This window comes from Sphingomonas gilva (assembly GCF_003515075.1).
Taxonomy (GTDB): Bacteria; Pseudomonadota; Alphaproteobacteria; order Sphingomonadales; family Sphingomonadaceae; genus Sphingomonas; species Sphingomonas gilva.
The window spans coordinates 595,608-608,182 of record NZ_QWLV01000001.1; the positions used below are offsets into that span (position 1 = coordinate 595,608).

Consider the following 12,575-nt stretch of genomic DNA (forward strand, 5'->3'; position numbering starts at 1 on the left):
CTGCGCGCGCGTCTTATATACCGCTCGATATGAAAAACGACGAATGCATCGCCCACCGCGGCCGGCCGCGCGAATTCTGCGTCGACGAGGCGCTCGCGTCCGCGCTCGGCGTGTTCTGGAGCAAGGGCTATGAAGGCGCTTCGCTGACCGACCTGACCGAGGCGATGGGCATCACCCGCCCCAGCCTCTACGCCGCGTTCGGCAACAAGGAGGCGCTGTTCCGCAAGGCGCTGGACCTCTACGAGCGCGAGAAGCTCGATTATATCGGCGAGGCGATGGACGCGCCGACCGCGCGCGAGGTCGCCGAGCGGCTGCTGCGCGGTGGGCTGGAGAACCAGACCAACCCCTGCGGCCCGCGCGGCTGCCTGGGCGTGATCAGCTCGGTCGCGTGCGGCGCCGAGGCCGAATCGATCCGACAGGAGGTGCTTGCGCGCGGTTCCTTCGCCAAGAAGGCGTTGGTGGACCGGATGGAACGCGCCAGAGCCGAAGGCGATCTGCCTGCGGACGTCGACGTCAACGGACTGACCGCCTATCTGCTGGCGATCCTGCAGGGCATGGCGGTGCAGGCGGGAGCGGGCGCGAGCCGGGCGGAGCTGGAGCGGCTGATCGACACCAGCCTGATGGTGTGGCCGAGCAAATAGGTCTTTTTTCGCTCGCGAAACGATTTTCATCGACAAAAAATACCGGGCGGTATAGAAAACGCCTTGACGCAACGCAGCACGATTTCTATATCGTTCGGTATGGAATGATCGACGGCCGACGCCGCGATCGGAAGCCGACAGGGACAGGCGAATGCGTAAGCTTCTGAACCAAGCGAGAGCCGGACCCTAGTCCGGCTGCGAGGCGCGCAAGCGTCGCAGTTCTTCAAACAATGCGAGACGGATTCGCGAAGGCGGCAGCGCCTTCGTGATGGGTGACCTGCGTCCGTCAGACATTCGAACCACATCGGCAGTCCGGCGGCGAATTCGTCGCTTCCGGAAAAGGGTGGAGTTTGCCCGCTGCCGGCCATGACCAGGGAGACGAAACATGGCCTATATGAATTTCACCGAAGTCGCGGGCGGGCATGCCGACGCCGTTCACCCGGTCGCCCAGCGCGCCGCGCATGACGACGCGTCGCGCTTCTCCGCGCTCGAATGGTCGGTGGTCGCGATTGCGCGAGCTGACAGCCTGTCGAGCCTGAACGCGCCCGGCCGGGTGTCGGTCGCGCTCGGCGCGCTGTTCGGCGAGCGGCAGAACCCCCGGCTCGCCGATGCGCGGCTGGAGGCGCTCCGGCGCATGGCGGTGCTGTCCTGGCATCATGGCTACAGCGTGCCCGCACCCGAGATCGCCGCCTTCCACGCCGCCGGTTTCACCGCGCATCACTATGAAACGCTGCTCGCCAGCATCAGCCGCGGCCGCGCCGCGCGCAGCCGGAAGAACTGACCCCATGAACATGCTGACTAAGATCGAGCCCGAGACGGGCTTCGCCAGGCCGGGCGCGCTCGACCGGTTCCGCCGACTGCCGCGCTGGCAGCAAGGCGCCGCCGTGCTGCTGCCGGTCGCCCTCGTCGCCGCGGGCGTCACCCAGTTCAGCGGCGAGACGCCGGCGGTCGCGGCACCGCCGCCGCCCACCGTGACCGTCGCCATGCCGCTGGTCCGCGATATCAACGAATGGGACAATTATGTCGGCCGGTTCGAGGCGAGCCGTTCGGTCGAGGTGCGCCCTCGCGTCTCGGGCGCGGTCACCGCGATCCACTTCGCCGACGGCGCGGTGGTGAGGAAGGGGCAGCTGCTGTTCACCATCGATCCGCGACCGTTCGCCGCGGCGTTAGCCGAGGCGCGCGCCGGGCTGGCCAGCGCCGAGAGCGCGGTGACGCTGGCCGAGGCCGATCTCGGCCGTGCCGAGCGGCTGCTCGATATCGAGGGCGTATCCGAGAGCGATGTCGACCAGCTCCGCGCCCGCGTCCGCGCCACCAAGGCGGCGCTGGCGGGCGCCCAGGCGCGGGTCCGCGCCCGTGCGCTCGACATGGAGTTCACGCGCGTTCGCGCGCCGATCGGCGGCCGCATCTCGGACCGTCGCATCGACGCGGGCAATCTCGTCTCGGCGGGTGAGGGCGGCGCGGGCACGCTGCTGACGACGATCAACGCGCTCGATCCGATCTACTTCACCTTCGACAGTTCGGAAGCCTTGTACCTGAAGGCGCAGCGCGATCGTGCCGACGGCGACGCCGCCGGGCAGCAGGTCGAGATCAGGCTGCAGGACGAGGCCGATTACAGCCGCCAGGGCAGGGTCGATTTCACCGACAACACGCTGAGCGCGCAATCGGGCACGATCCGCGGCCGTGCGGTCGTCTCCAACCCCGATTATTTCCTGACCCCGGGCATGTTCGGCAGCATGCGGCTGAGCGCGGGCGAGGAGACGCGGGCGCTGCTCGTCCCCGATGCCGCGGTGCGCACCGACCAGGCGCGCAAGGTGGTGTTCGTCGTCGGTCAGGACGGCACCGTCGCCGCCAGGCCGGTCGATCCGGGACCGCTGGTCGCCGGGCTGCGCAGCATCCGATCGGGCCTGGCGCCGAACGATCGCGTGGTGATCCAGGGCATCCAGTTCGCGATGCCCGGCGCCAAGGTGAATGCGCGGCCGGGCAAGGTCGCGCCGGTCGAGCCGAATGGCCCGCCAATGACCCCGGTGGACGTGCCGGCCGCCGCGCAGGCGACGCTCGCCAACTAGCCCGGACCGCCTTTCGCTCTGACTTCCTGATCGCCCCGCGGGGCGAGGAGACTCGACATGCGCCTGTCGCACTTTTTCATCCGCCGCCCGATCTTCGCCGGCGTCGTCGCGATCATCATCACGATCATCGGCGCGTTCGCCTATGCCGGGCTGCCGGTGTCGCAATTCCCCAATGTCGTGCCGCCGACGGTGACGGTCAGCGCCAATTATCCGGGCGCATCGGCCGAGACCGTCGCGGACACGGTGGCGGCGCCGATCGAGCAGCAGATCAACGGCGTCGACAACATGCTCTACCAGTCGTCGCAATCGACCGGCGACGGGCGGGTGACGATCACCGTCACCTTCAAGCTCGGCACCGATCTCGATACCGCGCAGGTGCTCGTGCAGAACCGCGTCGCGCTCGCCGAGCCCAGCCTGCCCGAGGAAGTCCGGCGGCAGGGGGTGGTGGTGCGCAAGACGTCTCCATCATGGCTGATGGCGGTCAACGTGCTGTCGCCCGACGGCTCGCTCGATCGCGGCTATGTCTCCAACTATGCGCTGACACAGCTGAAGGACCGGCTGACCCGCGTCGACGGCATCGGCGACGTGCAGGTGTTCGGCGCGCGCGATTTCGCGATGCGCGTGTGGATAGACCCCGGGCGCGCGGCGATGCTGGGGCTGACGGCGGGGGAGATCGTCGAGGCCTTGCGGCAGCAGAATGTGCAGGTCGCGGCGGGCTCGGTCGGCCAGCCGCCGTTCGACACCGGCGCGGCGCAGCAGCTGAGCGTCGAGACGCAGGGCCGCTTCAAGACGGCGGACGAGTTCGCCAATATCATCGTCCGCACCGACCCGTCGGGCGCGATCACGCGGCTGCGCGACGTCGCCCGCGTCGAGCTGGGCGCCGAGGATTACGGCGTCAACGCGTACCTCTCCGGCACCGATTCGATCATCATGGGCATCACCCAGCGGCCGGGCAGCAACGCGCTGGCGGCGGCCGAGGGGGTCAAGGCGCAGCTCGCCGAGGCGGCGAAAACCTTCCCCGCCGGCCTTGAATACAAGATCATCTGGAACCCGACCGAGTTCATCAGCGAATCGATGAGCGCGGTGCAGACGACCCTGCTGGAGGCGATGATCCTGGTGGTCGTCGTGATCCTGGTGTTCCTGCAGAGCTGGCGCGCGGCGATCATCCCGATCGTCGCCATCCCCGTCTCGCTGATCGGCACCTTCGCGATGCTGGCGGCGCTGGGCTATTCGCTCAACACGCTCTCCATGTTCGGGCTGGTGCTGGCGATCGGCATCGTCGTCGACGACGCGATCGTCGTGGTCGAGAATGTCGAGCGCAACCTGGAGCACGGCCTTTCCCCGCGCGAGGCCGCGCACAAGTCGATGGACGAGGTGTCCGCCGCGCTGGTCGCGATCGTGCTGGTGCTGTGCGCGGTGTTCGTGCCGACCACCTTCCTCACCGGCATCACCGGCGAGTTCTACCGCCAGTTCGCGGTGACGATCGCCACCGCCACGGTGATCTCGCTGGTGCTGTCGCTCACCCTTTCCCCGGCGCTCGCCGCGATGCTGCTCCGCCCGCGCGCGAGCGAAGCGCCGGCCAGGGGCTGGCGGCGCTGGGCCTATATCGGCGGCGAGAAGTTCAACCGCGGCTTCGACCGGCTGGGCGACTGGTATGCCCGGGTGGCGCACCGCGTCGCCGCCGCGCCGAAGAAGGCGTTCGCCAGCTATGCCGCGCTCGTCGTCGCGACCGGCGCGCTGTTCTGGGCGACGCCCGCAGGCTTCGTGCCGGCGCAGGACCAGGGCTACGCCCTCGCCGCGATCCAGCTGCCGCCGGGCAGCTCGATCGAGCGGACCGACGCGGTGCTCAAGAAGGCGGTCAAGAAGCTGCTGGAGGTGCCCGGCACCGAGGCGGCGGTGATGTTCGCCGGCTTCGACGGCGCATCGGGCACGCAGGCGTCCAACGCGGGCGCGGCCTATGTCACCTTCAAGCCGTTCGAGGAGCGCGCCGGCACCGACCGGACCGAGGCGAACATCGAGAACGACATGCGCGCCGCGCTGGCCGACATGGACGAGGCGTTCGTGTTCGTCATCCCGCCGCCCGTGATCCAGGGCATCGGCAATGGCGGCGGCTATCGCATGATCGTGCAGGACAGGAACGCCGCGGGCTATCAGGCGCTGGAACAGGCGGCGCAGGGCCTGATCGGGGAGGCGCACAAGCAGCCCGGCCTGGCCAACGTCTTCACCCTGTTCAACACCGCGACCCCGCGCATCTATGCCGACATCGACCGCGCCAAGGCAGACATGCTCGGCGTGCCCGCGGCGCGCGTGTTCGAGGCGCTGCAGGTCTATCTGGGATCGGCTTACGTCAACGACTTCAACCTGCTGGGCCGCACCTTCCGCGTGACAGCGCAGGCGGACGCCGATTTCCGCGACGACGCTGCCGACATCGCGCAGCTGAAGACGCGATCCAACGGCGGCGGCATGGTGCCGATCGGCGCGGTCGCGACTTTCGAGGACAGGACCGGACCGTACCGCGTGACGCGCTACAACCTGTTCCCCGCGGTCGAGATCGATGGCGAGACCGCGCCGGGCTATTCGACCGGCCAGTCGATCGCGACGATGGAGAAGCTCGCCGAGGACCTTCCCGCCGGCTTCTCCGGCGAGTGGACCGACATCGCCTTCCAGCAGAAGGCGGCGGGCAACGTCGCGGCGCTGATCTTCGCGCTGTCGGTGGTGTTCGTCTTCCTGGTGCTGGCGGCGCAGTTCGAAAGCCTGATGCTGCCGCTCGCGATCATCCTGATCGTGCCGATGACGCTGCTCGCCGCGATGTTCGGCGTGAACATCCGGGGGATGGACAACAATATCCTGACCCAGATCGGCCTGATCGTGCTCATCGCGCTCGCCGCCAAGAACGCCATCCTGATCGTCGAGTTCGCCAAGCAGGCCGAGGAGCGCGGGGCGACCGCGCTGCAGGCGGCGACCGAGGCGGCGCGCACCCGGCTGCGGCCGATCCTGATGACCAGCTTCGCCTTCATCCTGGGCGTGCTGCCGCTGGTGACCGCATCGGGGCCGGGCTTCGAGCTGCGCCAGGCGCTGGGCACCGCGGTGTTCTTCGGGATGATCGGGGTGACCGCGTTCGGCCTGGTGTTCACGCCGATGTTCTACGTCGCGTCCCGCGCGCTGGGCGACCGCCTCCGGCGGCGTCGCCCGGACGCGTCCGACGCCCAGCTGCAACCCGCCGAATAAGGAGGGCCAAACCATGTTCGCCCGCAATCTCCTGACCGCCGCTTCCGCGCTCGCGCTCGCCGCGTGCGCGGTGGGGCCGGATCATGTCGCGCCCGTCCCTCTCGCGACCGCATCCGGCCCCTTCATCTCCGCCGACGATCCGGCGATCGCCACCGCCGCGCCCGTCGAGGGCGAATGGTGGCGGCTGTACGATGATCCGGTGCTCGACCAGCTCGTCACCGATGCGCTGGCCGCCAACACCGACATCCGCGAGGCGGTGGCGCGCCTCGCCCGCGCCCGCGCCGCCCTGCGCGAGGTGCGCGGCGACCGGCTGCCCGATGTCGGGCTGAGCGCGGGCGCCGATTACGGCCGGGCGCCCGCCGGGCAGCGCGCGCCGGGCGCGCCGCGCGAGGACTGGACCTTCGATGCCGGGCTGGACGTCGCTTACGAGGTCGATCTGTTCGGGCGGGTCAGCCGCGGGATCGAGGCGGCGCGGGGCGACGTCGCCGCCGCCCGGGCCGATGCCGACGCGGTGCGCGTCGCGGTGGCGGCGGAGACCGCGCGCGCCTATGCCGACGCGGTGTCGGCGGCCGAGCGGCTGGCGGTCGCCGAGCGCATCGTCGCACTGCTCGACCGATCGATCGAGCTGACCCGCAGGCGGCAGGAGGTCGGCCTCGCCACCCGGCTCGACACCGCGCGCATCGCCGCGCTGCGCAACCAGCGCCAGGCCGAGGTGCCGCTGCTCCAGGCCGAGCGGCAATCCGCGCTGTTCCGCCTGGCGACGCTGACCGGGCGTCCGCCGCTCGACCTGCCGCCCGCGACCGCCGCGCGCAAGACGACGCTCAGGCTGGAGCAGCCGATCCCCGTCGGCGACGGCGCGGCGCTGCTCGCGAGGCGACCCGACGTGCGCGCCGCCGAGCGCCGGCTTGCCGCCGCCACCGCGCGGATCGGCGTCGCCACCGCGGATCTCTACCCGCGCATCACGCTGGGCGGCTCGGTCGGCTCGACCGGATCGGACATCGGCGACGTCTTCGGCGCCAACCCGTTGCGCTGGCTGTTGGGCGGGCTGATCGAATGGGCGATCAACCGCGAGCCGGCGCGGGCGCGGATCGATGCGGCCGAGGCGGACAGCCAGGCGGCGCTCGCGCGGTTCGACGGGACGGTGCTGCGCGCGCTGGAGGAGACCGAGACGGCGCTTTCCAACTATGCCCGCGCGCTCGACCGCCGCACCGCGCTGCAGGCGGCGCGCGACGAGGCCGAGGTGGCCGCGCGCATCACCCGCGCCCGCCAGCGCGAAGGCCAGATCGCCTCGCTGGAGCTGCTCGACGCCGAGCGCACCTTCGCCGACGCCGAGGCCGATCTCGCCGCCGCCGACGCGCGGATCGCGACCGCGCAGGTCGACCTGTTCCGCGCGCTGGGTGGGGGGTGGCAGGGTTAGGGGGCGGAGGGGTGGTCTGCCCCTCTCAACTTCGGCTAGGTCGCTACGCTCCCAGCCTGCGTATCTCTCCCCTGAAGGGGAGAGAGGAACCAGGTGTCCCTCCCTCTCTCCCCTTCAGGGGAGAGAGGGAGGCTTGGGCGCGCAGCGGCCTAGCCGGAATTGAGAGGGGCTCCCACGGACAAGCTCCGCCCCCTCACTCGTACCGCAGCGCGTGGACCGGGTTGGTGCGGGCGACGCGCCAGGCGTGCGCGGCGATCGTCGCGATGGCGATGGCGAGCGCGAGCAGGCCGGCGGCGACGAACGGCGTCGGTCCCAACGCGATCCGCACGTCGAAGCCGTTGAGCCAGTCGCGCATCAGCCACCAGGCGACCGGCCAGGCGATCAGGTTGGCGATCAGCACGGGGCGGCTGAACTGCCAGACGAGCAGCCGGACGATGTCGCGCGTGCGGGCGCCGAGCACCTTCCTGATGCCGATCTCCTTGGTGCGGCGTTCGGCGGTGAAGGCGGCGAGGCCGAACAGGCCGAGGCAGCCGATCACCACGGCGAGGATCGCGAACATGCCGAACAGCTGGGCGCGGCGTTCGTCCGCATTGTAGAGGTTGCGGACGATATCGTCGACGAAGCGCCCGTTGAAGGGAATGTCCGGCACCAGCCGCTGCCACACCCCTTCGACCCGGTCGCGCACCGCGGACGGCGAAACCCCGGCGAAGCGGACCAGCATCTGGGTGTAGCGATCGGTCTGGTAATAATAGAGGATCGGCTGCAGCGGATCGCGCACGGTGCGATAGCGCACGTCGCCGACCACGCCGACCACGGTCGCGTTGAGCAGGCCGAGCTCGTCGGGGAGCAGCCCGGCCTGGATCGGCTGGCCGATCGCTGCCTGCGCATCGGCGAAGCCGAGCCGCTTTGCCGCGGATTCGGACAGGATCACGTTGATCCCGCGCGCGGCGAGGGCGCGTTCGGCGTCCATGTCGAGCGGGCTGGGCGTGGTCGCATCGTCCATCGGCTGGCTTTCGGAGAACAGCCGCCCGGCGATGAGCCTGGTGCCGAGCGCCTCGGTAAGTCCGGGGTCCATGCCGTAGACGCCGAGATCGACGCGATCGACGGCGCCCGGCCGCTTCACGCCGGTCATCGAATTGTTGCCGCTGGCGACCGCGATGGTCGACCGGCCGACGGCGGTGACGCCGGGAATCTTGCGGATCTCCTGGAGCAGGGTGGAGGACACCGCCTCCGCCTGCGGCGTGGCGATGCCCGCCACCTGCAGCAGCCCTTCGCGCTTGTAGCCGGCATCGGCGGTGCGCGCGTGGATGGTCTGGGCATAGACGATCGCGGTGCAGATGATCAGCCCGATCGAGATGGCGAACTGCGCGACGACGAGCAGGTTGCGCAGCCGGCCCGACCCTTGCGCGTCGGCCGCCGACTTGTTCGCCTTGAGCACATGCGCCGGCTGGAACCGCGACAGGTAGAAGGCGGGATAGAGCCCGCCGGCGAGGCCGACGAGCAGCGCCAGGACGATCACCGGCAGCAGCAGGCCCTCCGTCCCCAGATAGGCGATCTGCATATCGGCGTCGAGGAAGGCATTGAGCCCGGGCAGCGCCAGCTCCACGAGCGCGAGCCCGACCAGGGTCGCGAGCGCCGCGACCAGCATCGATTCGCCGACGAACTGGACGATCAGCTGTCGCCGCGTTGCCCCCAGCACCTTGCGCAGCGCCACCTCGCGCGCGCGCTGCGATGCGCGCGCCGTCGCCAGGTTGGTGAAGTTGACGCAGGCCATGCCGAGGATCAGCAGCGCGATCACGGCGAAGGTCAGCACCGTCCGCTTGTCGTTGCCGGGGGTGGTGGCCGCCATCTGCGCCTCGCCCAGGTGGATGTCGCGGATGTTGGTCAGCCGCCAATCCTGCACGTCGCCGGCGTTTTCGACCTTGCCGTCGACGGTCTCGTTGGGGATGTTGCGCTTCTCCCAGGCGGGGAACTGGCGCATCAGATCGGCGGCGTCGACGCCGGGCCTGAGCTTGACGTAGACCGCGCCGCCCTGCGTGTTCCACGATGTCAGGAAATTGGGGTTTTCGGCGAAATAGGTCTGCGGATCGAAGCGCGCGACCAGGTTCATCGCCAGATGCGTGTTCTTGGGCAGATCCTGAAACACGCCGGTGACGCGGTAGTCCGCGGTGTAATCGCCCGACACCAAGGTCAGCGTCCTGCCGATCGGGTTGGCGTCGCCGAACCGCTTCTTCGCCTCGGTTTCGCTGAGCACCAGCGAATTGGGGTCGTTGAGCGCGGTGCGCGGGTCGCCGCGCACGAACGGCACCTGCAATATCTCGAACAGCGGCCCATCGACATACATCGAGTCCTCGGGCGCGGTCGCCTCGCCATTCTGCATGACGACGATCGGCTGGCGGGTGACATAGACCAGCCGCTCGATCTGCGGAAAATCCTTCCTGAGCGCGGTGCCCGAGACGAAGCTGGTCAGCTGCAGCTTGTATTCCTCGCCGCCGCGCTCGGTCGGCTGGTAGAAATCCTGCACCTGATAGGCGCGGTCGGCGCCGGGCAGCCAGGCGTCATAGCTGAATTCGTAGCGCACGAAGGTGAGGATCAGGAGGCACGCGGCGATGCCGAGCGACAGCCCGAAGATGTTGATGAACGCGTAGGTCTTGTTCTTCGCCAGAGCGCGAAGGCCGACGGTCAGATAGTTGCGCCACATGGCTTGGTCCTACTCGTAGCGGAGGGCGTGGACGGGATTGGTGCGGGCGACGCGGAGCGCGTGCGATGCGATCGTCGCGAGCGCGACGATCAGGGCGAGCAGCCCCGCTGCGACGAACGGCGTCGGCGTCAGCGCGATGCGCGTGTCGAAGCCGTTGAGCCAGTCGCGCATCACCCACCAGGCGACCGGCCAGGCGATCAGGTTGGCGATCAGCACGGGGCGGCTGAACTGCCAGACGAGCAGCCGGACGATGTCGCGCGTGCGGGCGCCGAGCACCTTCCTGATGCCGATCTCCTTGGTGCGCCGCTCTGCGGTGAAGGCGGCGAGGCCGAACAGGCCGAGGCAGCCGATGACGACCGTGAGCACGGCGAAGGCGGCGAACAGCTGGCCGCGCGCGATCTCCCGTTCGTACTGGCCGCGGACGAGATCGTCGGCGAAATCGGCTTCGAAGGGGACCAGCGGCACCACCTCGTCCCACACCCGCCTGATCCGCTCGCGGACCTCGGACGGGGCGGCGCCGGCATAGCGCACCGCGATCTGCGCGAAGCCGACCTTCTGCATGACGTAGACGATCGGCTGGATCGGCTCGCGCAGAGAACGGAAGCGCGCGTCCGACACGACGCCGACGATCGTGCAGGGGATGAGGCCGACCTCCGGCACGGTCAGTGTGCCGCGCATCTGCTTGCCGATCGCCTCTTGCGGGGAATCGAAGCCCAGCCGCGCGGCGGCCGTCTCGGTGATCACGACGTTGATGCCGCGCACGGCGAGCGCGCGTTCCGCGGCGAGATCGACGGGATAGGGCGTGGTCGCGTCGTCCTTGCCCTGCGCGTCGGAGAAGACGCGCCCGGCGAGCAGCTTCATGCCCATCGCCTTGAAGAAACCGGTCTCGACGCCGTAGGTGCCGAGCGCGATCGAGCTCGCGCTGCCGGGCAGGAAATAGTCCGCCGTCGAATTGCCGTCGGGCGAGATCGCGATCTGGGTGCGCGCCGCCGCCTCGACCCCCGGCAGGCGGCGGATCCGCTCGACCAGCGCCTGCGATTGGGCGGGCGACACGCCCTTGAAGGTCAGGTTCTTGACCTGGAGCAGCCCGTCGCGCCGGTAGCCGGCGTCGAGCGTGCGGGCATGGAGCGTCTGCGCGTAGATCACCGAGGTGCACACGATCAGCCCGATCGAGATCGAGAATTGGAGGACGACGAGCGCGTTGCGCAGCCGTCCGGACCCTTGCGTGTCGGCGGCGGAGCGATTGGCCTTGAGGATCGCGCCCGGCTGGAAGCGCGACAGGTAGAAGGCCGGATAGAGCCCGCCCGCGACGCCGACGAGCAGCACCAGCACGACCGCCGGCAGCCATATGCCGTCCGCGCCGAAATAGCCGAGCGCGATGTCGGCATCGAGGAAGGCGTTGAAGGCGGGCAGCGTCAGCTCGACAAGGGTCAGCGCGGCGACCATGGCGATCGCCGCGAGCAGGATCGATTCGCCCATGAACTGCGCGATCAGCTGCCGCCGCGTCGCGCCGAGCACCTTGCGCAGCGCCACCTCGCGCGCGCGCTGCGAGGCCCGCGCGGTGGCGAGGTTGGTGAAGTTGACGCACGCCATGCCGAGCACCAGCAGCGCGATCACCGCGAAGGTGACGACCGTGGTGCGGTCGTTGCCCGGCGTCATGCCATATTGCTGCGCCTTGCCGAGATGCACGTCGCGGATGTTGACCAGGCCGAAATCCTGCGTGTCGCCGGAGTTGGTGACTTCGCCGTTCACCACCTGATCGGGGATGTTGCGCTTTTCCCAGGCGGCGAGTTGGGCGTTGATCGCATCGGCGTCGGCCCCCTTGCGCAGCTTGACGTAGTTCCAGCCCTGTTGCGAATCCCAACGGGTCATCACCTGCACCCGGTCGGCGAACTGCACCTCCGGATCGAAGCGCGCGACCATGCTGGCCGAAAAGCTGCTGTTCTTGGGGATGTCGCGGAACACGCCGGTCACCCGGTAATCGACGTCGCCGGCATTATCGACGATGGTCAGCGTCTTGCCGATCGGATCGGCATCGCCGAACCGGCGCTTCGCCTCGCTCTCGCTCAGCACCAGCGAATGCGAATCGCCAAGCGCGGTGCGCGGATCGCCGCGGACGAACGGCACCTGGAGAATATCGAACAGATTGCCGACGACCATCCGCAGATCATCGATCTGCGACGCCTGCCCGTCCTGGATGATGACCGGCGAGAAGGAGCGCACGAAGACGACGTTTTCGACCTGGGGAAAATCCTTCGCCAGCGCCCGCGCGGCGACGATCGCGCTGAGCTGGAGATTCTGCTCCTCCCCGCCCAGATCGTCGGCCGAATGATAGCTCTGCAGCTGGAACGCCTGGTCGGCGTCCTTCATCCATCCGTCATAGCTGTGCTCGTAGCGGACATAGAGGAGGATGAGCAGGCAGGCGGCCAACCCGATCGCCAGCCCGACGATGTTGATGAAGGCGTAAGTCCGATTCTTCGCCAGCGCCCTCAATCCCACCGTCAGATAGTTGCGCCACATGG

The 12,575-nt window shown here is 69.2% G+C and carries 7 protein-coding genes; 5 read left to right on the plus strand and 2 right to left on the minus strand.

Translation table 11 applies throughout. From position 1 onward, the window contains the following. The first annotated feature begins 29 nt into the window (after positions 1 to 29). The 5 genes from D1610_RS02865 to D1610_RS02885 all read left to right on the plus strand — a co-directional run bounded on the left by D1610_RS02865 (position 30) and on the right by D1610_RS02885 (position 7,352). Positions 30 to 641 carry a TetR/AcrR family transcriptional regulator gene (locus tag D1610_RS02865; protein WP_118862586.1) on the plus strand — a complete coding sequence of 204 codons (612 nt, stop codon included), beginning with the start codon at positions 30 to 32 and terminating at the stop codon, positions 639 to 641. 385 nt (positions 642 to 1,026) lie between these two features. Further along, the gene (locus D1610_RS02870) at positions 1,027 to 1,422 is read left to right on the plus strand and encodes a hypothetical protein (RefSeq protein WP_118862587.1); all 396 of its coding nucleotides are present in this window, start codon (positions 1,027 to 1,029) and stop codon (positions 1,420 to 1,422) included. Between the two features lie 4 nt (positions 1,423 to 1,426). Then, positions 1,427 to 2,707, plus strand: coding sequence for an efflux RND transporter periplasmic adaptor subunit (locus tag D1610_RS02875; protein ID WP_118862588.1), 1,281 nt, complete (start codon positions 1,427 to 1,429; stop codon positions 2,705 to 2,707). Positions 2,708 to 2,764: 57 nt separating this feature from the next. Beyond that, the gene (locus D1610_RS02880; RefSeq protein ID WP_118862589.1) at positions 2,765 to 5,935 is read left to right on the plus strand and encodes an efflux RND transporter permease subunit; all 3,171 of its coding nucleotides are present in this window, start codon (positions 2,765 to 2,767) and stop codon (positions 5,933 to 5,935) included. A 13-nt stretch (positions 5,936 to 5,948) separates the two neighbouring features. After that, positions 5,949 to 7,352 (plus strand): efflux transporter outer membrane subunit, encoded by a 1,404-nt coding sequence (locus D1610_RS02885; RefSeq protein WP_118862590.1) that lies wholly within the window; start codon positions 5,949 to 5,951, stop codon positions 7,350 to 7,352. A 193-nt stretch (positions 7,353 to 7,545) separates the two neighbouring features. Here D1610_RS02885 and D1610_RS02890 read toward each other — a convergent pair whose 3' ends face one another. Both D1610_RS02890 and D1610_RS02895 read right to left on the minus strand, forming a co-directional pair. After that, entirely contained in the window at positions 7,546 to 10,053 is a 2,508-nt protein-coding gene (locus D1610_RS02890; RefSeq protein ID WP_118862591.1) for an ABC transporter permease, read from the minus strand. A 9-nt stretch (positions 10,054 to 10,062) separates the two neighbouring features. Continuing rightward, complete coding sequence (locus tag D1610_RS02895) at positions 10,063 to 12,573, minus strand: ABC transporter permease (protein ID WP_118862592.1); 2,511 nt, start codon at positions 12,571 to 12,573, stop codon at positions 10,063 to 10,065. Positions 12,574 to 12,575 lie beyond the last annotated feature (2 nt).